A 25,766-nucleotide genomic window follows, 5' to 3' on the forward strand; every position below is an offset into this window, starting at 1 on the left:
TCTATAATCTAAGGCAATATAGGGAATGAGTTACACTCCTTAGTTTTCCTTGGTTTTTTAGTTGTATTTTTTTTCGTATTGTGTAACCCGTCTTATTAAGTATTTACGAGGGTTGTACAATGTCATCAAAGCGTGATCTGTTAGAGTTATCCGCACAAAGCGCGGCGCGTAAGTCAAGAACCAAAATTACTTATGCCGCTTATCCGTTACCAACCGAAGGCTTTGTGAGGCTTCCAAGCGTTCTAGCCGTTTTAGGTGTCTCTAAATCTTCCTTTCTTAATGGCGTTAAATCCGGATTGTATCCGGCAGGCAAGCTATTGTCTTCACGCTGCCGCGTCTGGTCGGCTGCTGAAATAAGGGCGCTATTAGATAAAATTGGGGGTGTGAAATGAAATACATACATGCAAAAGATGGTTGGTTGGCTGTCAAAACCAATTACGATGAAATTTTAAGCGGATTGAATGTTGATACCTTAAAACAATATCCGGTTATTGGTTGGTATGTTGATGATCCTCTAGTAAAGCCGATTACACCGGTTGGTATATTTACAGGTGAGTTTAGCGCTTCAATCGCACCCAATGGGCGAGTGTATTCCTTAAAACTGGAATTTACTTGTTTAGCAGATTGGCTGGAATACCTTCATAAACTGACTAATGTTGATGGGGGTGTTTAATGAGCTTAAATATACAACCCCAAGTTATACCGGCTTTACCTGGCTTTAATATTGTTATTTTGGATAAGGCAGGCCCTGAAGAAAATTACGCAGTTGTCGGCTATTATTTAGAACCAATCATAGGGTATTTAGTTGAGATTTATAAAAACAAAGAACGCGGCTATTTACAAACCAGTCATACACCGATAACCATAGATAATACTGACGGCTATGTCGCTATTAAGACGGATACCGGGCAGGTTTTTTCTGCTACTGGCGAGAATTATGCAAGTTTAGAAGCCTGGCTTAAAGATGAGTATGGTTTTTCTGCTCTTACCGATGATAGCGGCGGCGTATTATGAATTTGAGCAGCATTGATGACGCTTGCCGGGTGGCCTGCCTGGCCATTGGCGTTGAATATAAGGCTGTGCCTAGTGATGGCCGTTTTCATGTGGCTGATTTGGTGGACGATCACCGGGGCCGTAACGATGGCCGGATTAAGGTTTTTCCTGATCGGCAAGGCGGTATCGTTTGGAATCACAAAAGCGGCCAGAAACAGAGCTTTTTCGTTAATAACACAATTGATAAATCTACCCCGGTACAAGCCGCCGAGCGGGCGCGTATTAAAGCGGAACAGCGCCGGCGGACGGCGGAACAGTTAGAGCAGTTGGAAAAGGCTAGTCGGCGGGCGCAAGCCATCTGGTCGGCGGCTGCTCCCGCGCCAGTTGATCATCCTTACCTGGCGCGTAAGCAAGTTAAGCCTTATGGTTTGCGGTTGGGCTGCTGGAAGCGGGTGATTAAAACCGATGACGGCAGGCATAACACGTTATTAATTGAGGGTTGTTTGTTGGTACCGATGTTTTGCGAAACAGGTACGCTGAGTAGTTTGCAGGCGATTTTTCCGGATAAGCACCCGGTTTTAGATCGTGATAAAGACTTTTTGCCTAGTGGAGGTCTAGCTGGCTTGTTTTGGTGGCTGGGGGCAAAAACTGACAAGGTGCTGATTTGTGAAGGCTACGCTACCGGGGCCACTTTGCATGAAGAAAGCGGTTATCGGGTTTACCTGGCGTTTACGGCCAATAACCTGATGGCCGTGGGGCGGATTGTGCGGGCTAAGTTACCGGCGGCTGAGATTGTGTTTTGTGCTGATAATGATCAATCAGCCGGTAATCCTGGCCTGACCAAAGCCACCGAAGCGGCGGCTGACGTTGGCGGCAGTGTGGCCGTTCCCCCGATTGTGGGGGATTTTAACGACTATGCGCTGTATTTACGCGAGGTGGGCCATGTCGGATAAGGACACTAAGCCTGTATTGAAATTGATTGATTCCGCCAATAAACCACCGACCAAAAAAGCCGGTAATGTTGGAGGTGGTAGTGGCCAGGGGGGCGGGAAAAGCAAGAATGAAGGGCGACAATTTGGCAATTATCAAATCATTGATAATTGTTTTTATCATTTGAAATCAAAGAATGATGGCGGTTTTGAAAAAATTAAACTTTGTGATTTTTCATGTAAAGTGATTGAAGAAAGACTGACTGATGATGGTTTAAGTGAAGAAAGCATCTTGATTATTGAGGGGGTGCGTGAAAATGGTCAACTGTTAAGACGCGTTGAAGTATCGACTAAAAGCTTCTCTTCCAGGCAAACCACCTGGATTACGGACGCCTGGGGAATGAAGGCACTGGTATTGGCGGGTTCTCAAAAAATGGACAATATCAGGGTATGTATTCAAATGTATTCTAGGCTTGATGGTGATATTCCAGTAACCACCGTTTATAAGCACGGCGGCTGGAAAGAAATAGACGAACACTGGCTGTATTTGACTGGTACGGGGGCTATATCCGCCACCGGTCTGACGGATGGCTTTACCGTTGATCTTGGCCGGGGCCAGATGGGCAATTACCAGTTACCCGCGCCTTTGGCTGGTGATGGACTTAAACAAGCAGTGAATAATGCCTTAATGTTGTTGAAAGTCTGCCCGACAAAACCACATATAGGCGCGGCATTGCTGGCCGCTGCGGTTCGTGCCCCGTTGGGTGAATGCCACCCCACTGCTTTTGCTATCTGGCTGCATGGTTTAACCGGTTCGCGCAAATCGGCGCTGGCCGCCATTGTCCAAGCCTTTTTTGGCAATTTTGATGCTAACCGGGGTTTTCCCGGTAACTGGTCGGATTCCGTCAACGATTGTGAAATGAAAGCTCATCAAGCCAAAGATGGCGTTTTTACGGTAGACGATTTTAAGCCCAGTGTCAGCCAAGCCGAAGCGGCCAAACTGCACGCTATGGCGGAACGGTTGATTAGAAACACTGGCAATCAGGCCGGGCGTGGGCGGCGGGATTCTAATATGCAGGCCAAGGCCGCGCCTTTTAATCGTTCTATGATGCTGATTACAGCGGAAGACTTACCGCGTGGTCAATCCTTGCTTGGCCGCTTGCTGATTCTTGAATTAAACCGAATGGATGTTGATAACGCGGTTTTATCCGAATTACAGCGGGCTGCAGCGTTAGAACAATTTACAGGTCTAATGTCTGCCTATCTGCAATGGTTAGCGCCGCGCCTGGATGATCTAAAGCGCAGTTTCCCGGAAATGATACAGCAGTTACGCAGCCTGGCTATTCGTGAAGGCTTTGCTGCCAGTCACCCACGCGCCCCTGAAATTTATGCCAACCTGATGGCCGGGATTGATACTTTTCTGGAGTTCTTAACGGATGTTGAAGCGGTAACATCAGTGCAAAGCAATAGCCTGTTACTGGCGATTGAAACCAGCTTAAAACAGGCCTTTACCGAGCAAACAGAGTACCAGACCGAACAAGACGAAACCGAGCGATTCTTAAAGCTATTACAGGCCGCGTTAAGTAGTGGTGAGGCCCATATAGCCGATAGATTAAACCAAGGGCCACCGAATGAGCGGCCATTTTCATGGGGTTGGCGTGATGCGGGTACCGATGTTACAGGGGATAAAATACTCAGCCCTAAAGGTGATTTGATTGGGTGGTATTCTGAAATCAGTTCAGCCGGGCCAGCTGAAGTCTGGCTACAACCGGAATGCGTTTTTAAGGTCGTGCAACAGTTCGCCAGAGGTCAAGGTGAAACCTTTCTAATAAGTCAGCCTAGCTTATGGCGGCGGATGCAGGAAAAAGGCTTGATATTGAAAACTGAACCGGATACCAAGTCTAAAAAACCGCGTACAGCCGTTAAGCGCACAGTTGCCGGGCGTTCTGTTCGTGTGATGGTGCTGTCTGCTGAATTAATTGAGTCTGGTTAATCCCCGCACCCCCCGAAATTTACGCCATAGGATAGCTGTCAGCCGCTTTGAAGGCCGGTTTTTTGTGAGTTTAACCGCTCAATGCTGAAAAACAGTTATAGGGTATATATAAATTTTTGGGGAATTTGGGGAAATACTACTTAAGCCTATAGATACCAAGGCTTACAGCCTCCCCAAAAGTTTTTTATAGTTGGGGAAATCCCCAAAAATTTAGGGGAGGCAGTCAAAAGGCCAGTATTCAAGAATTAGGCGGATTTTTGCCGTCTCCCCTAAAAATAGCCTATTTTATTTGGGGAGCTCCCCAAGTGTTGGGGAGGCTGTAGGCCGTGTCATTACTGGCCTAGCGGCCTATCTCCCCAACTCCCCAAGTTTTCACACATGGGGGGGTATAAATATTTTATAAGGTAGCGTTCTCAAGATGGCCGGTCATGGGCAAAATTAATGAAATGGGAAAACCCATTTTTGTGAATGGATGGGCGCTGGATGCCTGGCCGGTGTTTTGGTTTTGTTTTGGCCTTGCCGGACACCCGACAAAACATGACAAATCATGACATTTTGAAAATTTTTTCAATAGGTTATGCATAAATTGTCGGGTTTTGAGTATAAAAGCACTGGTTTAGGCGTTACCAATCGGGCTTTGCCCGCTACTCATGGCGTGGAAAATAGGGGCGCGGGGTGTGTTTGACAAGATTATCGGGATTAACTATCCTTATTGCCGATCTGACGTTGTGGCCATCGCGATTGTTGCGTCTCGCCACCGGATTAAAAGCCTTTGCTTCGGTAAAGGCTTTTTTGTTTTGATTGATCAGCCGGCGGCGAATTGTTGGTTTTCTCTGTTGACACCCTACTTGCATAGTGCCACAATCAAACCGTCTTGCAGCAGCAAGGCCGGGCGTGAGAACCCGTTTGCACCGGCGAATAATCGCCACTTTTGCCAGTGGCTTTTTTATGCCCGCTATTTTGCGTGGCGTTAATTGCTTTCTGTTATGGCGGGGTTGTTTGGGCAGTCGCAAGGCTGGCCGCACCGATGCGCGGTATTCTCACCCCTTGCAATCCCGTCACCCATGACGTGAGAATCACGGGTGGTGGTTTATATTTCAGCATCGGAGTAACTGCCATGAACAGCACCAATAATCCCGCTCAAATCGAGCATAATCAAAGCATTCTTAATAATCTGCATCAATCCTTTGCCGGGTTGGCGTTCTGCTATGGTATGACGGCCAAAGAGATTGAACGCAATGAATTGACCGGCAGCGCCTTGGTTTGCCTACAAAGCGAGTGTGAAGCACTGGCCGCCCTGGTTAAGTCTATTCGCGCCAGTCGCGTCGGGGGTGTGCAATGAGAGCGGTTAGCAATCACTCAGCCGATTCAGGCAGCATAATTAAGATCCCGCATTTTGTTTGTGATGAACGCGGCAGGTATCGTGCTAGAGCAGCCCTGACTGAAGCGCAAATCATTAAGGCGGCCAAGGTGCTGTTGAATAGGCAAATCAGCCAAGGCGTGGCGCTGACCAGTCCAAATTTTACCGCCACCTGGCTGCAAGCCCATTACCGTGATTTAGAACATGAAGTATTTGTTTGTCTGTTCCTGGATAACCAGCACCGTATCATTAATGCTGAACAGTTATTCAGGGGTACGATAGATAGCGCGTCTGTTTATCCGCGCGAAGTGCTGAAACGGGCTTTACAGTTGAATGCTGCGGCTCTTATCTTTGCCCATAATCATCCCAGCGGTATTTTATCACCCAGTAATGCAGACAAATACATCACCGAAAAGCTGGTTAAGGCTTTGGCGCTGGTTGATATTCGGGTGTTAGATCATTTTATTGTCAGCAAACGGGGTTATTTTTCGTTTGCCGAGCATGGCTTGCTTTAATAATCCTTGAAACCCAAAGCATAGAGTTATGACTAAAGAATTAGGGATTTATAAAATTAGCCCTACCGATAACGAGCAAGTTGTTTTACTTAAACTCGATGAAGCTGAATTGAAAGCTATTGAATTGCATATTGAAAAATTAAAAGAGTCTATTTGCGCTATTTCTTCGTGCGCGTCGCTCCTGGATTATTTTTGGATGCGGACGATGTGGGCGATCATATTCCAGAAAAGCTAAAAGCGGCTTTTATCTTGAGCGGTTTGATTTCGACAATTCATGTTGCTACCAATCAAGCTAGTGAGGCGGTTGAATGGTTTGAAAATCAAACCAGGCTGGCTGATAACTGTAGATGATCGGATTTGAGTTTTTAAAGTGCAAAAACAAAGGCCGGGTTGGCTTGAGTACCATCCGGGTCCAATTCCCGGCGTAAGCAAGTCAATGCGGCCTTTGTTCTTAGGATTTTATCAGTATTTTTTTAATGCCCGCAAGGCGAATTCATCCTGCCCGAAGTTTTTAATTTATGCTGCCAGGAGTTTATATAAAGTCGGTCTGCTAATACCGAAATCTTTGGCAACCTTGCTTTTATCCTGCCCTTGTTCAATCCGGACTTTGATGGTCGCTACCTGATCGGCTGTCAGTTTGGCCGGTGCGCCCAGCTTTTTGCCTTGGGCCTTGGCGGCTTCTATGCCTTCCCGTTGTCTTTCTTTAATCAGGGTTCTTTCAAATTCTGCAAACGCACCCAGCATTTGCAGCATAAGGGTTTGCATGGGTGAGGTATGAGCGGCTTCAAAGGTTAAATGCTCCTTGTAGAATTTAACGGTTACGCCTTTTAGGGTTAGCGTTTCGATGAGGGTTTGCAGGTCTTTTAAGTTCCTGGCTAACCGGTCGATGCTGTGAACGTGTAAAACGTCACCTTCCCTTAAATGATTAAGGCAGTTGCTGAGTTCTGGCCGATTTGCATCTTTGCCGCTGGCCTTGTCGGTAAAGGTACGGTCTAGTTGCACGTCTGCCAATTGGCGTTCTGTGTTTTGAGAAGTTGAGCTTACCCGGATGTATCCAATGTGTTGACCTTTCATGATCTTGCCCCGCTAAGTGTAAAATAAAGTCTTAAAGTAAGATTATCATGTGTAAATAAAATGTCAAATTAACTTTTATTTACACGGCAGAATGCGGGTTTGCGGGGGTGGCCGGTTGTGTAAAATAATGTATACTTTGCTTACATATCATTACGACTTTTTCTTGAATCTTTAGGGGCACAGCTCTGTACACGACAAAACGCGCCACTTAAATTCTGAGGGTTATTTTCCCAGACCGACTTCGGTCATAATCGATCATAGTCGGCGGACATAAAAACAAAATCCAGAATCGAAGCATCTCATCAGCCGATTTAACCGTTTTCAACAAAAAGTTATTCAGCTCGTCTAGCCCATAACGAAACAAGCTACATTCCGGGCGACCGTGTTGTTTGATGGTTAACGGCTTAACGGCTCGATGTTTCCATTCCCCGACTTTATGGGCCCAGCAAAAAGCAATGGCTTGGAGCGCCATGACTTTCTTAATCCGATAATACCGGGTCAGCCGGGTCTCTTCTAAATGGAAGCCGCGCCCTTTCAAGCATTGGAACAGGTTTTCAATTTGCCAGCGCTGGCCGTAAACTTGAATCGCCTGAGCCAAGCGCTGGTTACTGGCCAACACTAATAGCTCGTTGGTCTCTAATTTTAAGGCGTTCAACCAAACCCACTGATCGCCAATGCGCTGTCTTTTCCTCAGTACGCGCTGCTCGCCCGCCTTTAAATCCCGGAATAGGGCTTGAACGGGCTTTCCGGCGTGGCGGCGATTGGTCAGTAACTGATTGTCTTTCATCCGAATCAAATACGGAATGGTATGGTCTGTTAACCATTGCCACCACTGATCGCCAATAAACTCCCGGTCAGCCAATACGCCTTGAATGCCATGCCGACCAAACTGCCGGATGAAGCGTTGCAATAAGGCGATTCGTTCACGCTGATTGGAGTTACCCTGCTTATTCAACACCAACCAGTACACCGGCACCGCCATGCCTTTATAAGCAATCGCCAGGGTGAGGATATTCAGATTGGCCTTTCCCCATTTCCAGTTAGTGCGATCCAGAGTCAAATAATACGACTGGCCCTTAAAATCAAACAACTGCATGATCAGATGCGCCACGGCGTCATAATCAAAAACAACGGTTTGAAAAAAACGCTGAAGCCGCCTGTACCGGGACTTTAAGGTCGCCTGTCCACCAAAATTCACCGCTAATTGCGTTAAATTCATGTGCCTGGATTGGATTAACGCCAGTAACAGACCGATAAAACAATCTAAACGGCGCTTGCTCCAAGACACATGGTCTTTTAAAATCGCTCTAAGCCCATCGTTTAAGTCCATGTTCACCCCCTTTTTTACTCATTAGAGAGTGAAACAGATTTGCGATGGGCTTTCAAGTCATAAGCTTAGATCATCTTCTTTAGCCGGTTTTTAGGTTTTGTCGTGTACAGAGGGGGCACAGTTTTGAATTGTCAATATTTTTTTGATATCCCGGTTTATCGGCTGACTAAAGAAGCTTATGAGGCGCAACGACAAGCATACATTGAAGCGAATTGCAAAACGGATAACATTAATCTTAAAGATTACCATTTTAACAAGTTCGGCGGGTGCTGGAGATACAACGAAATAATTGGTTACATACGGTTACATTTTTTAGGTGATCAAATCCGAGGTGAATATTTCCGGATTAAAGCCAAGAGAATTACAAAAACTCGAAAAAAAACTTTTGAATTTGATACTTGGAATCTTGCACCGGAGATTGGCCTTACAGACCTAACACCAGAATTGGAAGTTTCACAGCTTACGAATGATCAGATTTATAGTGTTGTTAAAGAATATATTGACGAATGTCGAAAAGAATTATCGAAACATTCTTATATTGATACTGAAGTGTTTGATAATATTGGCGAATTTATTGATTGGGTTGGTCTTTACAAAGGTAGATAAAAAGTCATTTTAGATTGTTTTACCTTATTTACATGTCCGCCAACCTGGCGTCCACCTGTCTGCCGCGCGGGGATCGACGGCGCGCCGACTACTTGACCGATGGTTTTGCTGATCGAATGCCTGTCGGCTTCATGGCCGCTGGCGCGGGATCAACAGCCTGACGTTCACCAGGGCGCTGGCGTTTGGTTTGGTCGAATAACCGCTACTAATGGGTTTAACCAATCAGAAGCAGGGGTAACTTTTAGGGTAACTTTAGATAAAACAATAAAAACTTTCGTTTTAAATCAATATCTAATGTGTTTAATTCTAGTGTCTTTCTCCCGCCAATTTTGCATCCAATAAGCTGCAAAGAAGTCCACTAACCCGCAAGACATCAAGCTTAGCGGGTTTTTTATTGTCCAACGATGTCCTATTGAATGTATTGAAATCCATTGCCTCCCCCGATTTTGCATGCACCCGTTACTTGATAGCTTTATGCAAATTACGCAACCGTTTAATAATTTCACCGCGCATTTGTTCGCGCCCTATAGAGTGCTTCAAGCCACTGCCAAATCCTGCAACCTGATCGGTAAAATTTCGATTTGCGTACAAAACCAGGGAACCATCAAGATATGGCAAGCAGGCAATAATTAGCTGATTGCTGTTATAGGAATGCCCAACATAAAACTGCCGGGCAAGTATCACCTCGCCAGCAGCCGAGCTTACTATGACGCGATGACCGAGAATAGCCGTAGGCCGGCCTTCAACCCGGCGATTAAGCCAATAAAATCCTTCATCTGTGCCATCCGGAAATGCTACGGGATAATTCAACCATGCCTTATAGACATCAGGAAAATAACGAGCCAGCAATTTGCTATCCTGCGTGGCTGACCGCAGTTCCTCAGCTGGATTCGCTTCTGTGCCGTTACCTCGATCATAAGTCGCGATGCCTTTTAAGCCGTTCTGACGATAAGCTTGCAAACGTTGCTGTAAAATAGCTCGATAGGTTTGCGATGCTGCTTCAGTCGATTCGGAACTTGCTGCCTTGATGGACTGAAATTCCCCAGTAGACAAGTTAAATTCATTCCCTGGTGTTGCCGCCATAAAATTTTCAGCTTCATCGCTTCCAGCCTTTAAACTGAACTTTTTAAAGGACTCCTGCGTTGCCTGCTTATGAATAATCCCTTCCGCAGTAACGTCGTTATCTATAGCAGACAAGCCTTTATTCTTGATAGTATTAATGATTTTATCGGGTGATGCCGGTAAATAAATAGCAACGCCGGCAGCCAGCTCTTTTTCATTACCTTCTACTAAATCAAAGTTAACCGTTTTACTCCGTTCCAGATTCGAAAGGTCATCCTGTTGAATGCCTAGTTGTTGAATCAATGCAAGCGAGTCCGGTAAATCTGCGGCAGACACAGAGAAACCAGCATTTAATGCAACAGTAAAAATCATCAATCTCCAGATTTTAGGTATTTTGGACGTTAATTTCTTTTCGGTTGTTTTAAATTGATAAGCCATGGTTTTCAAGCTCCCTAAAAGCAAAATAAATGTAAAAAATAAAGTTAATTTTATCAAATCGACTGATAACATCCGAATTATTCAACAACGCCAACGAGGTCCCAAAACTTTCATGAACTACCCGGGAGTAATCTAACTTGGGCAAATACCTCTAAGTTAAATCCACTTCAACATCGCACTCGGCAAGTTCCACCGCATTACCCCCCTCTTGAATACAAATCAGCATGACTTTGGACAGTTAGCCGATCAAATTTGATCATCACCATTGAAACAATACTATGTCCATTCCATAACCAGTCTTAATTAAACTCACTAACACTATGATATAAAATATATTTTTAGTTTAACCAATCCACTAAAAAAACTTTCCACATTAGGGTAAATTATGGTTTAATGAGAACCATTATTAATAACCATCAGGCTATGATATGTCAACTTATCTTAAAGCGCTGACTGTTGGTGAATCTGGCCGGATTGTGGGATTTGATCAAACCGGCGGTGTTTACCGGAAAAAGTTGTTGGCTATGGGTTTGACCCCCGGAACTGAGTTTAGTGTGACCCGTTTTGCCCCAATGGGCGATCCGGTGGAAATTAGAATCAGAGGCTTTTCGCTGACCTTGCGTAAAAACGAAGCCTCGGTGCTACTGATCGAAAAATTATGACTAATACCTATAGCGTTTGTGTGGTCGGCAACCCTAATTGCGGCAAAACCACATTGTTTAACGCCCTCACCGGCAGCCGGCAACATGTTGGTAATTGGCCGGGGGTAACTGTAGAAAAAAAAACCGGCTACTACAGCTATCACGGCAAACGCATTGCTTTGGTTGATTTACCGGGCACGTATTCTTTAGAAGCAGATGATGACAATGTTTCTCTGGATGAAAAAGTGGCACGGGATTTTGTGGCCTCCCAGCAGGCTGATCTGGTTATTAATATCATTGACGCGGCCAATATCGAACGCAATCTGTATCTGACCACACAACTAATTGAAATGCGGGTACCGATGCTACTGGTACTCAACATGATGGATGCTGTTAAAAAACGCGGCATAAAAATTGATGTTGCAGCATTGGCGGCACGATTGGGTTGCCCAGTGATTGGCATCGTTGCGGCAACCGGTTTTGGTTTAACCGAGCTTAAGGAAGCCATCAATAAAGCCTGTGCCCAGCATCTGGCCGCCCCGCAATTACAAATACCTTATCACCCAGAAATTGAAACCGCCGTACAGGTTTTACAAGGTAGCCTGGCACGACACGAATTTAGGCAAAACTGTGATATACGCTGGTTAGCCTTAAGACTACTTGAAAACGATACTCTGGCTAAAAGCATAGCCGGTCCGGAACTGTCCCAACTCGCTGCGAATTACCGGAACAGTATAGAGGTAGCCACTGCTGATGAAATTGATATTCTGGCGGCTGATGCCCGATATGGTTTGGTAAATGAACTGGTGCAAGCCACGGTCTGCAAGCTGAACGAAGTATCGCGTAGCGCGACCGATAAAATTGATAGTGTGGTACTGAACCGATTTTTGGGTATCCCCATTTTTCTGCTGGTGATGTATGCCATGTTTATGTTTACCATCAATGTTGGCAGTGCTTTTGTGGATTTTTTCGATCAGGCGGTCGGCGCTTTGCTGGTGGATGGACTACGGGTCAGGCTAATTGGATTTAGCTGGCCGGAATGGCTGGTGGTGCTGTTATGCAATGGTGTAGGTGGTGGTGTGCAGGTCGTTGCCACGTTTATTCCGATTGTCGGCTTTTTGTTTATTTTTCTGTCCATACTGGAAGACTCGGGCTATATGTCACGGGCGGCATTTGTGATGGACAGGTTTATGTGTGTAATCGGCTTACCCGGTAAATCATTTGTGCCGATGATCGTCGGCTTTGGCTGCAATGTGCCGGCCATTATTGCCACACGGACCTTGGATAATCAACGTGACAGGATTTTAACCAATCTGATGAACCCTTTTATGTCCTGCGGGGCGCGTTTGCCGGTGTATGCGTTGTTTGCAGCGGCATTTTTCCCGGTGGGTGGGCAAAATCTGGTATTTGGCCTGTATTTATTAGGCATAGCGGTTGCGGTATTTACCGGTTTAATCATGCGCCATACCCTGTTAAGAGGAGAGCCCAGTCCTTTCCTAATGGAACTCCCAGCTTACCATTTACCAACACTACAGGGTGTTTATACCAAAACCTGGGAACGGCTGAAAACCTTTATATTTAATGCCGGCAAGCTGATTATTCCCATGGTGTTGATACTGAATACCCTGAACTCCTGGGGAATTGACGGCAGCTTTGGCCGGGAAAACAGCGATCGCTCCGTGTTAAGTGAAATTGGCCGGTTTTTGACGCCGGTATTCCGACCAATGGGCATAGAACATGACAACTGGCCAGCCACCGTCGGCATTTTTACCGGGGTACTGGCCAAGGAAGCCGTAGTGGGCACTTTGGATGCTTTATACAGCCAAATGGCCAATTCTGCCGCTCCCGATACCGCCGCCAACAATTTTGATTTGGGCGCGGCCTTACGGGCGGCCTGCCAAACGGTTCCCGATAATTTGCAGGCTATCCTGGATAAATTGACCGATCCGTTGGGCCTGAATCTGGGCGATATTAGTAATCAGGCCGCTGCTGCAGATAAACAGCAAGTCAAACTGGATACTTTTGCGGTACTGCAAAGTCATTTCGACGGTAAGGTCGGCGCATTCGCCTATTTGCTGTTTGTGTTGCTCTACTCACCTTGCGTGGCAGCCACGGCCGCGATTTATAAAGAAACCAGTGCCGGCTGGACCCTGTTTGTAATGGGCTGGACCACTTTTATTGCTTTTTTGACCGCTACTTTATTCTACCAAGGCATGACATATAGCCAGCATCCCCTGACCGCGACAGCCTGGATCATAGGCCTGTGCAGCTTGTTTGCCGGAATATTGCTGGCCTTACGTTTTTGTGGGGCATCTAATCAAACCGAAGGGCTACGGCTATGATACTGGCAGATATACGCAGCTATTTACAAGTTAAACACCGAGTGACGCTGAATGAGTTGGTGGTGCATTTTCATATCGAAGCAGACGCCATGCGCGGAATGCTGGGTAAATGGATCAGCAAAGGCAAGGTGCGTAAACTGGGAGCTTCGCAAAGCCAAGATTGCGGTTCCACCTGTTGCAAATGCGACCCTTTGCTGACAGAGATTTATGAGTGGGTGGAGGGTGTGAGTTAGGCGGCAACACCCTTATATAACTTATATTAATGCGTACTGCTCCAGCCATCGCTTAGGGTATGCAGAAAGGCAATAATATCGTTAATTTCCCGATTGGTCAGTACCGGCCGATCTTTAATGTCACCGCCAAATGGCGCATCCTGATTAACATGGTCATGATATCGCCCCGGCAGATCATCATATTTCATCACCCTGCCCTCAGCGTCTTTAGCATAATATTTCTCTGGATGGCTATCTCGTCCTACATAAAAATGCAGTACCTGCAGCAGATTATGAAAAACCCCGTTATGAAAAAATACTTGGCGAGTAGCTACATTGCGCAGGCTTGGGGTACGGAATAAACCACAATAGCGGGACTGGTCGGCCAGATCCTGACGAAACGGCCCACATAAACCCAAATCAAAGTAATCCGGGTCGGCGTTAGCCTGTAATTGCCGGTTGCGCGGCACACCGATAGCAATATAGCCAAAATCGGTAAAGTTGGGAAATGCCCGATTCCGTCCCAGAGCACTGGGATGACAGGACGCGCAATTGCCTTTTTGCGGATCGTTGAACAGGTCTAAACCGTGTGCCTCACGGCGGCTAAGTTTGGTTTCACCGCGCAGAAATGCATCATATTTACTTGTATAGGGATAAAACTCTTCCGGATTTTGCTGAAATACCTCCAGCGCAGTACAAGCTGCCTTAAATGCGGCTTCATTATCCTGAAATATATCAACGCCAAACACCTGACTAAATTCGCCGACATAAACGGAACGTTTAATGGCCGCAACTACCTGAGCAGGATTGCTGTTTGCCATTTCTGCTGCAGCCAACAGAGGAATTCGCGCCTGTTCATGCAAACTGGCGGCACGCCCGTCCCAGGTGAAGCCGCCGGTGGGACCGGCATCAACACTGTCATCCACATCCTCATCGTGAAAATGTTCGGTAAATAACGGTACGGTTTGCAGATAACGTAATGAAGGGACTGCACGCGGCCCTTGGGCGCGCATATCATGGCCACCCAGTTGAACAGCTAGACCGTTGGCAGGACCATAAGCATGGCGTGGGTCGTGGCAACTGGCACACGATAAGCGACCGGATGCGGACAGGTTAGCATCAAAAAACATTTTTCGGCCTAATGTTTCCAGCGCCGTTACCGAGGGATGGGGCGGCAATATTGGTGTAGATTGGCTTAGCGTTTGCTCTATTGGCGGATTCAGATCTTCAGCGATTTCGGCTGCAACTTGACTCTGATAAGCAATAAGCAGAATAACGGCAAGCCCAGCGTTTACCCACTGCTTCAGGTGATTTCGGGAGGATTTTAACCAGACGCTGATCTGCATATTTGAATGGGAAGGCCGAAGTTGGCCGCCATCATCACATGCATTTATGACAACAGCATTAAGCCGTTTTTCTGGCCCAGCATTGTCACCAAAGGTTCATAGCCTTGACATTATATTTTCATATCCACGACCAATACTAATGTAGATGCCGTGCATAGACGGCACACCATGATAACTATATCAACATCAACCAATCGCAAGTGAGGGCTATGAAAATGAGTTACCCAACAAAAAGTGTGCTGACTATTGCACTACTGACCACCGCCGGTATGGCTAACGCTGCGCCGATTACCACGGGTGTCGTTGCCAGTGGTGGTTATTACCATAACGCCAAAGTCTGTCTGGACATCAATAACAATGCCCGCTGTGATGCCGGCGAAGCACAAACCAGCTCTGATGCCAGCGGTAGTTTCAGCTTACCCGGCAATGGTGCTGCCGTAGTTGCCCAAATTATTCCCGGCACTACTTTGTTTAATGGTACCGCTGTGACTCAGGCGCTGACATTTAGAGCACCCGCAGCGGCCACGGCAGTTGTTAGTGCTATTTCTACTGAATTACAAGCTTTGATTGATGCCAACGCCAGTGATTACAATACCGCTTTAGCTGCTTTGGCCAACCGGGTAGGTGTGACTGAAGCCCAATTGCTGGAAGACTTTACCAATGAAGCCAATAGCTCTTTATTTGGCACACTGAGCAACGAAACCAGCCTGACCGAAATCCGTATCGGTGACGCAGTCAGTGACGCCGGCAGCAATGGTAATCTGGTTCAAGCCTTACGCAATCGTCTGGCTTTGGATACCATTAAAACTCTGGTAGTGATCTACCCGGAAAATCGCAGCTTTGATAATCTGTACGGTAACTTCCCAGGCGCCAACGGCCTGAAAACCGCTCAAGCCAAAGCCATCAAACAATTAGACAGAGACGGTACCGTATTGCCCTATCTGCCACCAGCATGGGGCGGTTTGACCGCAGCAGGTCAAACACCTGTTGTTACCCAAGCGCAAACCACAGGTGTATGGCCTAACGCTCCATTCCAGTTAGATGACCCAAGTTCAGTGGCTAAATACGGTTACAGCACCGTTTCCGCAAATGAAATCACTCGCGACCTTTACCATCGTTTCTTTGAAAACCAAATGCAGATTGACGGCGGTAAAAATGACCTGTTTGCCGCTTGGGGCGATTCAGGCGGTACGGTAATGGGCTATTTTGACGGCAGTAAAACTCAAATGTGGAATATTGCCCACCAATACACGCTGGCCGACAATTTCTTCCAAGGCGCTTTCGGTGGCTCGTTTCTAAACCATCAGTACCTGATTTGCGGTTGTGTTCCTACCGTACCGGCAGCAACCGTCAGCAGCAACAATATGTCCATCAACGTATTGACCAATACGCCGGTTAACGGCGTACCGCAACTGGCGGCTAATGCCAGTCAGGCCGCATCAGCCCTGAATAGCGCTACTGCCTTCAAGACCGGTAATATTGCCCCACTGGACTATTTTGGTACTGGTGACGGCTATCGTGCGGTCAACACCATGCAACCACCTTATCAACCCAGCAGTAATGCCCCGGCTGCCGGCGATACAACTCTGCAGTACGCCAATCCAGCCGCAGCGACTACTTTACCGCCGCAAACCCAAACTCATATCGGCGATTTGCTGAATGCCAAAAATATCGATTGGGCTTGGTATACCGGTTCCTGGAACACGGTGTCTACGGCTGCCACCAGCGCCGGCCACAGCATCCCCGCTGCACCGATATTCCAGTTCCATCATCAGCCTTTCAACTACTTCGCCGAGTTTGATCCGGTTAACCATGCCGCCAACCGTACTGCCCATCTGAAAGATCGCACTGATCTGATCAGCCAGGCTCAAAACGGCACGCTACCTCCGGTTGTATTTTACAAACCACAAGGCAGTGTTAACGAACACCCTGGTTATACCAATTTAGCCGATGGTGACGCTGAATTGGCGAACGTGATCAATACCCTGAAAAGCAGCCCACAATGGCCAAACATGCTGATTGTGGTGACTTACGATGAATTTGGCGGTCAATTCGACCATGTAGCGCCCCCTAAAGCCGACCTGATAGGCCCTGGCACCCGCGTTCCCGGCATTATCATTTCTCCGTATGCCAAAAAAGGTTACGTCGATCACAGCCTGTATGACACTGCGTCAATTCTGCGCTTTATCACTCACCGTTATTCTTTGACACCACTGAACGGTCTGAATGTACGTGATAACGCGCTGATCGCCAATGGCAACAAGCGTGTGGGTTACTTTGGCAGTGCGATTAATTTTTATCAATAAGCTGTGCTGAGTTAACCGGGTAGCCGGGCCATCCCGGCTGCCACCAGTATTTAATTTAACCTTGAGGAATTTTATGCGTACATCATTGACCTTGGGCCTGCTGAGTGCCGCCCTGATGCTGAGCAATACCGTAGCCCAAGCTGACACAGTGTTCAGCACGGCTAATTACAACGCCGCTGAACCCGGCGATTTTTCCATTGATAGTGCTAATTTCTTAGCCACCAGTTTTACTCTGACTCAGGCTGAACAAATCACCGCTATTGATGGGCATTTTAGTCAGTATGGCGATGGCAACACTATCTTTGCCGCCATTTCTTCTGCCGCCAATTTGGCAAACTGGTCAAGCAGTGTTGTGGGCCAAACCAGTTTTGCACCTAATACCGATGGCACAGACAGCTCTGCAGCGTTGTCACTGACATTGGATCCAGGTACTTACTATCTGGTGTTGGGTTCAGGCTTATCCGGCACTACCGGCGCCACTGGTCTGGCTACCGGCCAGGATGTTATCGGCAGTCCGCAATTTTATCAATCATTTGATGGCGGAGCCAGCTGGGGCAATTTGGGGCAGAATGATTTGCGCTTAGCGCTGGAAGGCACTGCGGTAAGTTCTGTACCAGTACCGGGCACTTTACCATTACTGGTTTCAGGACTGGGCGTTCTGGCTGCCGGAATGCGTAAACGCAAAGCTTGATAGTTGTTTTTTGATAATTATTCAGCGTAAATTCCGGATGATTCTTTTTAAACAAGTAGTTAGCTTCGAATGATGCGCCGCACTACGGTTAGCACATCCTACAACTGCCTGTTTTTTAAAGTGATATTTGGACGCTGAATAGTTAGGTTTTTTGGATAAAAATCCCGCTACGGCGGGATTTTTTTAACGATTAAAAGCCGATTATTTGATTGCCAACCATTCCTGTAAGGCATCGACTATTTCTTGCGCCTGTTTTTCGCTGGAGATATTAAATTTGGATTTCTGCTGATATTCGCCATTGCGTTTCTGATAACGGCGTATGGTAAAACGGTCAGCACTATATTGTTCCTTGCTGGGTTCCCAGTCCTGATACCGGTAAATAACCGTGGCCCAGGCACCTTTACTGAGGACTTTTTTATCCAGTTCTTTGATAGTTTCAATTCCGCCGTCTTCATAACGTACGGTTAATTCTTCAACGGTTTCGGCCATTGTTGCCTCGGGCAAAGTTTAAACGATGGGCAGTCTATCATAATAAGCAGCGGGAACCATGGGGTTTATGGACTGATAAACTCACCAAATGCCCGGCTACCCTCTCCCGTTTTGATGGTCTGTATCACCTGTCTGGTTTTGGCATCAATCACTGAGACATTATTATCCATCCAGTTGGCAACATAAACCAGTCTGTCATTGGGGTGGGTACTTATACCTTCCGGTTTGTCACCGACAGCAATTTGGCTTAACTGTTTTTGGCTGGCGGTATCAATGACTGAAACAGTACTATCATCCTGGTTGGTAACAAACAGCAGATTGTCTGCTTGAGCCAAACTCAATGCATAAGGCCGCGCCCCGACTTTAATGCTGGTGATGCGCTTTAAATTAACGGCATCCAGTACGGTGACATCATTACTCTCGACATTGGCGGTATAAAGGTATTTACCCTGGCTGTCGATGACTATGCCGAAGGGGTGGGCACCCACTTTGGTAGTGTTTCTAAGACTGAGGTTTTTTAAGTCGATTTGCGATATGGAGTCATCCATACGGTTAGCCACATACAACCAACGGTTGTCAGGGCTGACCGTCAAACCAGAGGGCGATTTACCCACTGTCAGTACCGCTTGTTTGGTAAAGGTTTTGGTATCGAATACCGTGACGCTGTTTTCATACCAGTCGGCAACAAAAACTTGGCTGCCTATCCTATCAGTGGCTATGCCCAGTGAGGCGCCTCCCACTTTGACGGTATTCAACACCGTCAGCTTGCGGCTGTCCAGTACCGCAAAACCACCGGCTTCCGGCGTGCTGATGTAAACTTGCTGAGAGGCTTTGTTAATCGCCACACCAGCCGGTTTGCCGGTGACTTTAATGGTTGTCAGCAAGGCTTGGGTTTCGGTATTAATTACCGCTACGGAATTATCCAGCTGATTGGTAATAAATGCGCGCGGCTCGGCGCTAGCCCAGCCGCAGCACAAATATAAGCAAATTAAGGCAGCAAAAAATTGCATAAGACGATCAGAATGTCGATAAGATTGATATTTACCATGCAAGAACGCGGCTGATACTCTGCCACACCTTAAATGCCGCCGGCTTAAATTAACGTTTCAGATCGATATGAACTTCCGGGGTAGCAGCCAAATCCAGCTTTTTGGACAGGTTTTTCAGGCCGGCGGTCAAAACTTCGGTAACCGCTTTGTCAGCCGCTTCTTCATTCAATTCTGCCGGTGGATTGTTGTTAACATAGGCACGATAATAAGTGGCTACCCATTCAACTTCAGCTTTGCCGCCTTTATCAGTTACCGACAATTCAGCGGCATAGTTACCGACTGGCAGTACCGGAATGGTTTCATCCTGACCGGCATGTTTAATGGTACCGACTGAGCTCTGGTCAGTAATTTTATATTTATAAGTATATTTGCTTTCGTCATAGGCTTTCAGCTCTTCAACAATGGTGCCACCGTGCGCCAGAGTCAGGGTACGAATTGAGCCTTTGCTGTTACCGCCATCGCCTTTGACACTTTTAACAGGGGGGAGCCAGGACAAATCATCATAATTTTTGATTAAATCCCATACTTTTGCAGCAGGTACGTTTATGGTGATAGTGGCTGTCAATTTGGCTCTAACCGGGCCGTGTGCATTTACCACACCGGTAAACAGCAATAATGCAGCAGAAACAAATAGCGAGATTTTTTTCATAAAACTTTCCTATCCTGGTGACATAAATTAAAGTGAGCGATTATAAAATAAAATCGCTGTATCGGTAGCTGCAAAAGCAGATATCCGGAAATATTCCCGGTTTTTGGCACTTGCCGTTGGCAGCCTCCAGACCAGCAATCAATCCTATAATCCCGCTCCGATGAACACACCCACTTTTTTCTGGCATGACTACGAAACCTTTGGTACTGATCCGCAACGTGACCGGGTTTGCCAATTTGCCGGCATTCGCACAGATGCCGAGTTTAATCCGATAGCTGAGCCTATTATCAGTTATTGCGCCCCCAGCCCGGATTATCTGCCACACCCGGAAGCCTGCCTGATTACCGGCATTACCCCGCAAGTCGCCCGGCAACATGGGGTTTGTGAAGCCGAATTTACCGGTATTATCCATGAGCAGTTCGCCCAACCGGAAACCTGTGCTTTGGGCTATAACAGTATCAGATTTGATGATGAAGTAAGCCGAAATCTGTTATACCGAAATTTTTACGACCCTTATGCACGGGAATGGCAGAACAATAATTCACGCTGGGATTTGATTGATATTGTCCGCGCTGCCAGAGCCTTGAGGCCGGAAGGCATAGTTTGGCCGCTGGATGAAGCCGGGGTAGCCAGTTTTCGGCTGGAGGCGCTCAGCAAAGCCAATCATATTGCCCATGAGGCGGCGCATGATGCGCTGTCCGATGTGTATGCCACCATTGCCATTGCCAAACTGATCAAACAACGCCAGCCCAAGCTGTTTAATTATTTGTTTGCCCAGCGCAGTAAAACTGCTGCGCAACAGCTATTGCAAGTGGGCAGCTATACGCCTTTAGTCCATATTTCCGGACGATTTCCGGCCCGTAAACACTGTCTGGCCATCATACTGCCACTCTGCCGCCATCCAACCAATGCCAATGAAGTCGTGGTATTTGATCTGGCCGCCGATCCCACGGCGCTACTGGAACTATCGGCGGCAGAAATTCAGCAGCGGGTGTTTACTGCCAGCTCAGACTTGGCGGAAGGTATAGAGCGTATTCCATTAAAAACGGTACATATCAACAAATGCCCGGTATTGGCACCATTGAGCGTCATCAGACCGGCAGACGCTGAACGTCTGGAACTGGATATTCCGGTATGTCTGCGCCATGCCGAGCAATTGCGAGCAACAACAGACTTGGAAAGTAAACTGGCTGCGGTATTCAAGCGCGAATACGCTGACTCCCCCAGCGATCCGGACTTGATGATCTACAGCGGCGGTTTTTTCAGCAGCAGAGACAAAAACACGCTTAGCCGTATTCGCAGTCTGTCACCACAGCAACTTAAGACGTTTAACAGCGGCTTTGATGACCCGCGCCTGGCAGAAATGTTATTCCGTTATCGGGGCAGAAATTTTCCGGAAACCTTAAGCACAGCAGAGTTGGCGGACTGGCAGGGCTTTTGTTTTGAACGTTTGCATCAGCCACCCGATACGCGCTACCTGAATTTTGACGAATATTTCAGCAAAATTCAGGCATTACAAGCCGATCCAGCCAATAGCAAGGGGGGGTTGAGTCAATTACAGGAGTATGGTGTCGCTTTACAAAAACATTGCGCAGCATAAGTGGCTAAGCAACTTTGTATTGACGTAAGCATTAAAGAGGATGAGCCGACATCAGAAGGCGCATCATACGCGACTGATGCGCTGCACTGCGTTCAGCACATCCTATGCCCTAAAATTAATAAATTACAAAGCAATGGCCTAGCCCTACAGAATTTATCCAAACCGGTTATTTAGCAAAATAAATATAACGCCGCAAGGGTGAGCCTTTTGCCCAAACAAATGCCTCGGTATAGTAATGCATTAAAGCCAGATAGCCGATCAGGCCTAAAGTCACTGCTTTATAAATCTGGGTAGCAAACAGGGTTTGGGTAATCAGATTAACCAGATCATCTCCATAAGCCTGCAACAAATAAGTCAGCACAAACGACAATACCGGCAACACGACAGCCACCGGTACACCCCAGCTTTGCGCCAGCCGGTATAGACCAGTATCCGCACCTTTGGCGTGGCGATTAACATCGTGAGTCACATAAAAACTGTAAGCACTAATATCGTGAACCAAACGCGGCATTAATATCGCTAAAAAATAATATTGCTGAGCGTAGACATAAAAACTACCCAGTATCAGCAAAGTATTGGCCCATAAAAACCATTTACCGAACCGGCTGGGCACCGTGTGTTGGACTATGGCCGTACTCAACAGCAGTGCCAGGCTTAAGCCAGCCGCCGTCCACAATACCCATTGAGCCTGTTCCGGGCTCAGGCTGTTTTTCATAAACACCCCCAAATAAATAAATATCCCGGCACTAATACTTAACCAGAGTTGCAGATAAAAAGCCTTACCCGATAATTGGCAAACCGACTTTGCGATACCATGCTGCTGTTTAAGGACGTGATACACCGTCCAGCAGGCAGTGATAATGTAAAGCACGGTATAGGGAATAAACAGGCTGCCGATGCCAAAAAACGCGATGATGAACACCGTCATGCCCAGCAACTTGGCTTTATAAGTGTGTAAATACTCTGGATGAGAAATCAGCAGTAAATTGCTGGCGATGATATGCGGTGTGCCAAATAGTAATTGAAACAGTACAAAATGGCTGGGGCTGCTGGGCAGCATGTCGCGCAGTTGCGAAGCAAAACCGTATTGGTCTATCAGTTGGATCAATACGCACAGCGGGACGATGGCGTACAGGCTTAACAGAAACCGGAACGAGACGGCTAATTGATACTGGCTATTTTGCTGAGTTAAGTCTAGGCTTGGTGCGGACATGACGCTACCTTTGTTATTGTTATGTTTATCATTATCGCGATTTTGATTTTTTTCGCAATGTCCGGATACATTAATAAAATCGATAAAAATAAGCTAATCGTGACTAAACACGGTGGAGATGGCTATGCCAGAACAGAACACGCTGTTTGATATGAAACTACTTACTTTGGTGAGGCAATTAAAAGCTCAGTTGATCGATAATTCCCTCACCATCGCCGTGGCCGAAAGCCTGAGCTGCGGGCATTTGCAAGCTGCCTTAGGCGCGGTTAGCGGTAGTTCGGCTTATTTTGCCGGCGGGGTCACTGCCTATAACTTTCAGCAAAAAATAGTGTTACTGGATATTGAACCGTTCCATGCCGCCACGGTTAATTGCGTTTCCCAGCAGGTTGCCAATGAAATGGCGCTGGGAGCTTGTCGGCTGTTTAATGTCGATCTGGCCATAGGCACAACCGGTTATGCTGAACCCAGTCCGGATAACCAAGTCGAGACACCTTTTGCTTATTTTGGGATTTGCCATCGGGAAGCGGATAAAATACACATTGTTGCTGAACAGCATCTGATTGGTAATGGCTTAGACCGCATTGCGATGCAAACTTATGTCGCTTCCGCCGCCTTGCAAGCTTTATTGGTTTATCTGCAACAACTAAATAGCAGCGGTTAAGGGCGTTGTTGAATGCCGCTGACCTGGTTTGATTAAGGCTGCGCTGCGAATTCCTCGATTCCACTGCGTTGCATCGAGGCTACGGGTACCTCCTGCGAGGTTTTGGTGGCTTGCCTGGCGGCGAAGCCACCCTACGGTGGTCGCTGATTAAGGTTATGTTTGTGTTGATAGTTGATTTGGTTCATGCGGTTGAGGGCGTTGTTGAATTTCGCTGACTTTGCTTTGATTAAGGCTGCACTGCGAATTCCTCGATTCCACTGCGTTGCATCGAGGCTACGGGTCGCGATGCAGGCTGTGCAGCCTGTTGAGCAGGGTGTTTTGCAACAGTTAAACACCCTGCTCCTGCGAAGTTTTGGTGGTTTGTCTGGCGGTGAAGCCACCACATGGCTTAAGCTTCGACTGTTTTTAAAGAGAAGTATTGATGATACTCCGCAGTTACCTATTTTAATAAAACCATGCAAATATTTGAACTACACCACAGACTGGCAGCAGATTGTTTTGAAGTAGCTGATTTAACACTATCCAAACTGTTAATGATGAACGACAGCCGCTATCCCTGGTTTATTCTGGTGCCGCGCCGTAACGATATCAGAGAAATTTATCAATTGGCCGCAGCTGACCGCCGGCAATTGCTGGATGAATCCTGCCTGCTGGCTGAAGCCTTGCAGCATAGCTATAACCCGGATAAATTGAATATTGCCGCTATCGGCAATCTGGTGCCGCAATTACATCTGCATCATGTGGTGCGCTACCAATCTGATGCGACCTGGCCGGCTCCGGTATGGGGCAAGCTGCCTGCACTAACTTATGCTGTGGAACAGGCTCAAATTGAATTGGAGCGGATACGAAAACAATTACAGCTGTAATTGCAAACCTAAATAGACTTGACCGAAGGACTAAGACCATTTCTGGTTTTATTTATCAGCGTATGTGATTGCCCTTCTGCCAAGTTGGTGAAGAGGATGGACAGCCAGGCCCATCCTCAATTTCTGCTACTACTTTATTTCTTGAATTTAGCCGCCTCTTCAGAACCGCCGGTGGCATTACCTGCACTATAGGAATGAGCACCAACACCGGCCAATTTGCCGCCGTCGACCACCAAATATTCGTTGCGGAGGGGGCGACCTTCGAACCAGCACTCCAGTACTTCCCGTACACCCGCAGCATAACGGGCCTGAGCAGACAAACTGGTGCCGGAAATATGCGGGGTCATGCCGTGATGAGGCATGGTGCGCCAGGGGTGGTCTTGCGGAGCGGGTTGCGGAAACCAGACATCACCGGCATAACCGGCCAACTGACCGCTTTCCAAGGCACGAACGATGGCATCTGTATCGCATAGCTTGCCGCGGGCGGTATTGATAATATAGGCACCGCGTTTCATTTTTGCCAGCAGGGCATCGTTGATCATGTGCTCGGTTTCCGGATGCAATGGGCAGTTCAGCGTCACCACATCGCAAACCTTGACCAAAGATTCCACTGTTTCATGCCAGGTAAGATTCAATTCCTGCTCCACACTTTCCGCCAGACGATGACGATCGGTGTAATGCAATTTGACATCAAAAGGTTTCAGGCGGCGCAGTACCGCCAGGCCGATACGGCCTGCAGCCACCGTCCCTACTGCCAAGCCTTCCAGATCGTAAGACCCGGCGACACAATCGGCGATATTCCAGCCGCCCTTAACCACCCACTGATAAGAAGGAATGTAATTGCGCACCAAACCCAGGATCATCATGACCACATGTTCGGCTACGCTGATGCTGTTACAGTAGGTAATTTCTGCGACGGTAATATTTCTGTTAATGGCCGCCTGCAAATCGACATGATCGGAACCAATGCCGGCCGTTAAAGCCAGTTTCAAATTAGGCGCTTTGGCGATACGTTCTGCGGTTAAATAGGCCGGCCAGAACGGCTGGGAAATAACGATTTCCGCATCGTGCAATTCCTGATCCAGGCGCGAATTTTCGCCGTCTTTATCGGAAGTAACCACCAGGGTGTGGCCCAGGCTTTCCAGATAGTTGCGCAAGCCCAGCTCGCCGGAAATACTGCCCAGCAATTCACCAGGGGTAAAGTCAATTGCTTTAGGTGTAGGCGCAGTTTGGCCATCTGGATAAACTTTGATTTCCGGAACTGAATCGCGGGCATAAGTTGTCGGATAGCCGTCGATAGGGTCGTCATAAAGTACACAAACAATTTTAGCCATATTAGTTTTTGCCGTAGGTATGTTGTTATGAACGGGAATATCCTGTTGGACATGCCCTTATTAGTCC

General features: G+C 47.3%; 29 protein-coding genes. 20 read left to right on the forward strand and 9 right to left on the reverse strand.

What is annotated here, in order from left to right:
• Positions 1 to 119 precede the first annotated feature (119 nt).
• The 10 genes from KEF85_RS09725 to KEF85_RS09765 all read left to right on the forward strand — a co-directional run bounded on the left by KEF85_RS09725 (position 120) and on the right by KEF85_RS09765 (position 6,025).
• Positions 120 to 392 carry a helix-turn-helix transcriptional regulator gene (locus KEF85_RS09725; protein ID WP_215579983.1) on the forward strand — a complete coding sequence of 91 codons (273 nt, stop codon included), beginning with the start codon at positions 120 to 122 and terminating at the stop codon, positions 390 to 392.
• Positions 389 to 673 carry a hypothetical protein gene (locus tag KEF85_RS09730; protein WP_215579985.1) on the forward strand — a complete coding sequence of 95 codons (285 nt, stop codon included), beginning with the start codon at positions 389 to 391 and terminating at the stop codon, positions 671 to 673. The genes KEF85_RS09725 and KEF85_RS09730 overlap by 4 nt, the downstream gene beginning before the upstream one ends.
• Positions 673 to 1,014 (forward strand): hypothetical protein, encoded by a 342-nt coding sequence (locus KEF85_RS09735; protein ID WP_215579987.1) that lies wholly within the window; start codon positions 673 to 675, stop codon positions 1,012 to 1,014. The genes KEF85_RS09730 and KEF85_RS09735 overlap by 1 nt, the downstream gene beginning before the upstream one ends.
• Entirely contained in the window at positions 1,011 to 1,946 is a 936-nt protein-coding gene (locus KEF85_RS09740) for a toprim domain-containing protein (RefSeq protein WP_215579989.1), read from the forward strand. The genes KEF85_RS09735 and KEF85_RS09740 overlap by 4 nt, the downstream gene beginning before the upstream one ends.
• Entirely contained in the window at positions 1,936 to 3,915 is a 1,980-nt protein-coding gene (locus KEF85_RS09745; RefSeq protein WP_215579992.1) for a cell wall-binding protein, read from the forward strand. The genes KEF85_RS09740 and KEF85_RS09745 overlap by 11 nt, the downstream gene beginning before the upstream one ends.
• Positions 3,916 to 4,343: 428 nt before the next feature.
• Complete coding sequence (locus tag KEF85_RS16940; RefSeq protein WP_281413627.1) at positions 4,344 to 4,466, forward strand: hypothetical protein; 123 nt, start codon at positions 4,344 to 4,346, stop codon at positions 4,464 to 4,466.
• A gap of 99 nt (positions 4,467 to 4,565) precedes the next feature.
• Entirely contained in the window at positions 4,566 to 4,889 is a 324-nt protein-coding gene (locus KEF85_RS09750; protein WP_215579994.1) for a hypothetical protein, read from the forward strand.
• Between the two features lie 143 nt (positions 4,890 to 5,032).
• Complete coding sequence (locus tag KEF85_RS09755; protein ID WP_215579996.1) at positions 5,033 to 5,257, forward strand: hypothetical protein; 225 nt, start codon at positions 5,033 to 5,035, stop codon at positions 5,255 to 5,257.
• The gene (locus KEF85_RS09760; RefSeq protein WP_215579998.1) at positions 5,254 to 5,790 is read left to right on the forward strand and encodes a JAB domain-containing protein; all 537 of its coding nucleotides are present in this window, start codon (positions 5,254 to 5,256) and stop codon (positions 5,788 to 5,790) included. Before KEF85_RS09755 ends, KEF85_RS09760 begins: the two co-directional genes overlap by 4 nt.
• 28 nt (positions 5,791 to 5,818) lie before the next feature.
• Positions 5,819 to 6,025, forward strand: coding sequence for a hypothetical protein (locus KEF85_RS09765; protein WP_215580000.1), 207 nt, complete (start codon positions 5,819 to 5,821; stop codon positions 6,023 to 6,025).
• A 281-nt stretch (positions 6,026 to 6,306) separates the two neighbouring features.
• On the opposite strand, the gene KEF85_RS09770 is transcribed toward KEF85_RS09765, so the two are convergent.
• Both KEF85_RS09770 and KEF85_RS09775 read right to left on the reverse strand, forming a co-directional pair.
• Positions 6,307 to 6,864, reverse strand: a complete 558-nt coding sequence (locus tag KEF85_RS09770) for a recombinase family protein (protein ID WP_215580002.1) — start codon at positions 6,862 to 6,864, stop codon at positions 6,307 to 6,309.
• Between the two features lie 208 nt (positions 6,865 to 7,072).
• Positions 7,073 to 8,194 carry an IS4 family transposase gene (locus tag KEF85_RS09775; RefSeq protein ID WP_215579912.1) on the reverse strand — a complete coding sequence of 374 codons (1,122 nt, stop codon included), beginning with the start codon at positions 8,192 to 8,194 and terminating at the stop codon, positions 7,073 to 7,075.
• 123 nt (positions 8,195 to 8,317) lie between these two features.
• On the opposite strand from KEF85_RS09775, the gene KEF85_RS09780 reads away from it, so the two are divergent.
• Positions 8,318 to 8,800, forward strand: coding sequence for a hypothetical protein (locus KEF85_RS09780; protein WP_215580004.1), 483 nt, complete (start codon positions 8,318 to 8,320; stop codon positions 8,798 to 8,800).
• Positions 8,801 to 9,259: 459 nt separating this feature from the next.
• Here the strand turns inward: KEF85_RS09780 and KEF85_RS09785 are convergent, their stop codons facing one another.
• A complete protein-coding gene (locus KEF85_RS09785; RefSeq protein WP_215580006.1) occupies positions 9,260 to 10,372 on the reverse strand; it encodes a hypothetical protein in 1,113 nt (370 codons plus the stop codon).
• A 356-nt stretch (positions 10,373 to 10,728) separates the two neighbouring features.
• Here KEF85_RS09785 and KEF85_RS09790 point away from each other — a divergent pair, with 356 nt between their 5' ends.
• The 3 genes from KEF85_RS09790 to KEF85_RS09800 are packed head-to-tail and all read left to right on the forward strand — an operon-like array spanning position 10,729 to position 13,516.
• Complete coding sequence (locus KEF85_RS09790; RefSeq protein WP_215580008.1) at positions 10,729 to 10,962, forward strand: FeoA family protein; 234 nt, start codon at positions 10,729 to 10,731, stop codon at positions 10,960 to 10,962.
• Positions 10,959 to 13,283: a Fe(2+) transporter permease subunit FeoB gene (gene feoB, locus KEF85_RS09795; protein WP_215580010.1), complete on the forward strand. Its 2,325-nt coding sequence runs from the start codon at positions 10,959 to 10,961 to the stop codon at positions 13,281 to 13,283. Before KEF85_RS09790 ends, feoB begins: the two co-directional genes overlap by 4 nt.
• A complete protein-coding gene (locus tag KEF85_RS09800) occupies positions 13,280 to 13,516 on the forward strand; it encodes a FeoC-like transcriptional regulator (protein WP_215580012.1) in 237 nt (78 codons plus the stop codon). Before feoB ends, KEF85_RS09800 begins: the two co-directional genes overlap by 4 nt.
• A 26-nt stretch (positions 13,517 to 13,542) precedes the next feature.
• Here the strand turns inward: KEF85_RS09800 and KEF85_RS09805 are convergent, their stop codons facing one another.
• On the reverse strand, positions 13,543 to 14,841 hold the full coding sequence (locus tag KEF85_RS09805; protein ID WP_215580013.1) for a cytochrome-c peroxidase: 1,299 nt from the start codon (positions 14,839 to 14,841) through the stop codon (positions 13,543 to 13,545).
• 215 nt (positions 14,842 to 15,056) lie between these two features.
• On the opposite strand from KEF85_RS09805, the gene acpA reads away from it, so the two are divergent.
• Positions 15,057 to 17,147, forward strand: a complete 2,091-nt coding sequence (gene acpA, locus KEF85_RS09810) for an acid phosphatase (protein WP_215580015.1) — start codon at positions 15,057 to 15,059, stop codon at positions 17,145 to 17,147.
• 73 nt (positions 17,148 to 17,220) lie between these two features.
• Positions 17,221 to 17,838 carry a PEP-CTERM sorting domain-containing protein gene (locus KEF85_RS09815; RefSeq protein WP_215580017.1) on the forward strand — a complete coding sequence of 206 codons (618 nt, stop codon included), beginning with the start codon at positions 17,221 to 17,223 and terminating at the stop codon, positions 17,836 to 17,838.
• Between the two features lie 201 nt (positions 17,839 to 18,039).
• Here the strand turns inward: KEF85_RS09815 and KEF85_RS09820 are convergent, their stop codons facing one another.
• From KEF85_RS09820 to KEF85_RS09830, 3 genes are all read right to left on the reverse strand, one after another.
• Positions 18,040 to 18,327: a hypothetical protein gene (locus KEF85_RS09820; protein WP_215580019.1), complete on the reverse strand. Its 288-nt coding sequence runs from the start codon at positions 18,325 to 18,327 to the stop codon at positions 18,040 to 18,042.
• Positions 18,328 to 18,392: 65 nt separating this feature from the next.
• The gene (locus KEF85_RS09825; protein WP_215580021.1) at positions 18,393 to 19,337 is read right to left on the reverse strand and encodes a YncE family protein; all 945 of its coding nucleotides are present in this window, start codon (positions 19,335 to 19,337) and stop codon (positions 18,393 to 18,395) included.
• Between the two features lie 88 nt (positions 19,338 to 19,425).
• Entirely contained in the window at positions 19,426 to 20,025 is a 600-nt protein-coding gene (locus KEF85_RS09830) for an SRPBCC family protein (RefSeq protein WP_215580023.1), read from the reverse strand.
• Positions 20,026 to 20,185: 160 nt separating this feature from the next.
• Between KEF85_RS09830 and sbcB the strand changes: the two genes are divergently transcribed.
• Positions 20,186 to 21,625, forward strand: a complete 1,440-nt coding sequence (gene sbcB, locus KEF85_RS09835) for an exodeoxyribonuclease I (RefSeq protein WP_215580025.1) — start codon at positions 20,186 to 20,188, stop codon at positions 21,623 to 21,625.
• A 166-nt stretch (positions 21,626 to 21,791) separates the two neighbouring features.
• Here the strand turns inward: sbcB and KEF85_RS09840 are convergent, their stop codons facing one another.
• Positions 21,792 to 22,838, reverse strand: a complete 1,047-nt coding sequence (locus KEF85_RS09840) for a hypothetical protein (RefSeq protein ID WP_215580027.1) — start codon at positions 22,836 to 22,838, stop codon at positions 21,792 to 21,794.
• A gap of 124 nt (positions 22,839 to 22,962) precedes the next feature.
• On the opposite strand from KEF85_RS09840, the gene KEF85_RS09845 reads away from it, so the two are divergent.
• The 3 genes from KEF85_RS09845 to KEF85_RS09855 all read left to right on the forward strand — a co-directional run bounded on the left by KEF85_RS09845 (position 22,963) and on the right by KEF85_RS09855 (position 24,365).
• Complete coding sequence (locus tag KEF85_RS09845; RefSeq protein ID WP_215580030.1) at positions 22,963 to 23,499, forward strand: CinA family protein; 537 nt, start codon at positions 22,963 to 22,965, stop codon at positions 23,497 to 23,499.
• Positions 23,500 to 23,784: 285 nt separating this feature from the next.
• Positions 23,785 to 24,006 carry a hypothetical protein gene (locus KEF85_RS09850; RefSeq protein WP_215580031.1) on the forward strand — a complete coding sequence of 74 codons (222 nt, stop codon included), beginning with the start codon at positions 23,785 to 23,787 and terminating at the stop codon, positions 24,004 to 24,006.
• Positions 23,955 to 24,365, forward strand: a complete 411-nt coding sequence (locus tag KEF85_RS09855; protein WP_215580033.1) for an HIT domain-containing protein — start codon at positions 23,955 to 23,957, stop codon at positions 24,363 to 24,365. Before KEF85_RS09850 ends, KEF85_RS09855 begins: the two co-directional genes overlap by 52 nt.
• A gap of 134 nt (positions 24,366 to 24,499) precedes the next feature.
• Here KEF85_RS09855 and KEF85_RS09860 read toward each other — a convergent pair whose 3' ends face one another.
• Positions 24,500 to 25,699, reverse strand: a complete 1,200-nt coding sequence (locus KEF85_RS09860; RefSeq protein WP_215580035.1) for an NAD-dependent formate dehydrogenase — start codon at positions 25,697 to 25,699, stop codon at positions 24,500 to 24,502.
• Positions 25,700 to 25,766: the final 67 nt, after the last annotated feature.

Origin of the sequence: Methylomonas paludis, from assembly GCF_018734325.1 — a bacterium.
Taxonomy (GTDB): domain Bacteria; phylum Pseudomonadota; class Gammaproteobacteria; order Methylococcales; family Methylomonadaceae; genus Methylomonas; species Methylomonas paludis.

Excerpts from the sequence above, each read along its gene's own strand:
- KEF85_RS09840 (WP_215580027.1), bottom strand. The coding sequence starts at position 22,838 with ATGTCCGCACCAAGCCTAGACTTAACTCAGCAAAATAGCCAGTATCAA.
- KEF85_RS09790 (WP_215580008.1), top strand. The coding sequence starts at position 10,729 with ATGTCAACTTATCTTAAAGCGCTGACTGTTGGTGAATCTGGCCGGATT.
- KEF85_RS09760 (WP_215579998.1), top strand. The coding sequence starts at position 5,254 with ATGAGAGCGGTTAGCAATCACTCAGCCGATTCAGGCAGCATAATTAAG.
- sbcB (WP_215580025.1), top strand. The coding sequence starts at position 20,186 with ATGAACACACCCACTTTTTTCTGGCATGACTACGAAACCTTTGGTACT.
- KEF85_RS09765 (WP_215580000.1), top strand. The coding sequence starts at position 5,819 with ATGACTAAAGAATTAGGGATTTATAAAATTAGCCCTACCGATAACGAG.
- KEF85_RS09815 (WP_215580017.1), top strand. The coding sequence starts at position 17,221 with ATGCGTACATCATTGACCTTGGGCCTGCTGAGTGCCGCCCTGATGCTG.
- KEF85_RS09770 (WP_215580002.1), bottom strand. The coding sequence starts at position 6,864 with ATGAAAGGTCAACACATTGGATACATCCGGGTAAGCTCAACTTCTCAA.
- KEF85_RS09825 (WP_215580021.1), bottom strand. The coding sequence starts at position 19,337 with ATGCAATTTTTTGCTGCCTTAATTTGCTTATATTTGTGCTGCGGCTGG.
- KEF85_RS09725 (WP_215579983.1), top strand. The coding sequence starts at position 120 with ATGTCATCAAAGCGTGATCTGTTAGAGTTATCCGCACAAAGCGCGGCG.
- KEF85_RS09820 (WP_215580019.1), bottom strand. The coding sequence starts at position 18,327 with ATGGCCGAAACCGTTGAAGAATTAACCGTACGTTATGAAGACGGCGGA.
- KEF85_RS09800 (WP_215580012.1), top strand. The coding sequence starts at position 13,280 with ATGATACTGGCAGATATACGCAGCTATTTACAAGTTAAACACCGAGTG.
- KEF85_RS09755 (WP_215579996.1), top strand. The coding sequence starts at position 5,033 with ATGAACAGCACCAATAATCCCGCTCAAATCGAGCATAATCAAAGCATT.
- KEF85_RS09750 (WP_215579994.1), top strand. The coding sequence starts at position 4,566 with ATGGCGTGGAAAATAGGGGCGCGGGGTGTGTTTGACAAGATTATCGGG.
- KEF85_RS09855 (WP_215580033.1), top strand. The coding sequence starts at position 23,955 with ATGCAAATATTTGAACTACACCACAGACTGGCAGCAGATTGTTTTGAA.
- KEF85_RS09775 (WP_215579912.1), bottom strand. The coding sequence starts at position 8,194 with ATGGACTTAAACGATGGGCTTAGAGCGATTTTAAAAGACCATGTGTCT.
- KEF85_RS09845 (WP_215580030.1), top strand. The coding sequence starts at position 22,963 with ATGCCAGAACAGAACACGCTGTTTGATATGAAACTACTTACTTTGGTG.
- KEF85_RS09745 (WP_215579992.1), top strand. The coding sequence starts at position 1,936 with ATGTCGGATAAGGACACTAAGCCTGTATTGAAATTGATTGATTCCGCC.
- KEF85_RS09785 (WP_215580006.1), bottom strand. The coding sequence starts at position 10,372 with ATGTTATCAGTCGATTTGATAAAATTAACTTTATTTTTTACATTTATT.
- KEF85_RS09735 (WP_215579987.1), top strand. The coding sequence starts at position 673 with ATGAGCTTAAATATACAACCCCAAGTTATACCGGCTTTACCTGGCTTT.
- KEF85_RS09740 (WP_215579989.1), top strand. The coding sequence starts at position 1,011 with ATGAATTTGAGCAGCATTGATGACGCTTGCCGGGTGGCCTGCCTGGCC.
- feoB (WP_215580010.1), top strand. The coding sequence starts at position 10,959 with ATGACTAATACCTATAGCGTTTGTGTGGTCGGCAACCCTAATTGCGGC.
- KEF85_RS16940 (WP_281413627.1), top strand. The coding sequence starts at position 4,344 with ATGGGCAAAATTAATGAAATGGGAAAACCCATTTTTGTGAATGGATGG.
- KEF85_RS09805 (WP_215580013.1), bottom strand. The coding sequence starts at position 14,841 with ATGCAGATCAGCGTCTGGTTAAAATCCTCCCGAAATCACCTGAAGCAG.
- KEF85_RS09850 (WP_215580031.1), top strand. The coding sequence starts at position 23,785 with ATGCAGGCTGTGCAGCCTGTTGAGCAGGGTGTTTTGCAACAGTTAAAC.
- KEF85_RS09730 (WP_215579985.1), top strand. The coding sequence starts at position 389 with ATGAAATACATACATGCAAAAGATGGTTGGTTGGCTGTCAAAACCAAT.
- acpA (WP_215580015.1), top strand. The coding sequence starts at position 15,057 with ATGAGTTACCCAACAAAAAGTGTGCTGACTATTGCACTACTGACCACC.
- KEF85_RS09830 (WP_215580023.1), bottom strand. The coding sequence starts at position 20,025 with ATGAAAAAAATCTCGCTATTTGTTTCTGCTGCATTATTGCTGTTTACC.
- KEF85_RS09860 (WP_215580035.1), bottom strand. The coding sequence starts at position 25,699 with ATGGCTAAAATTGTTTGTGTACTTTATGACGACCCTATCGACGGCTAT.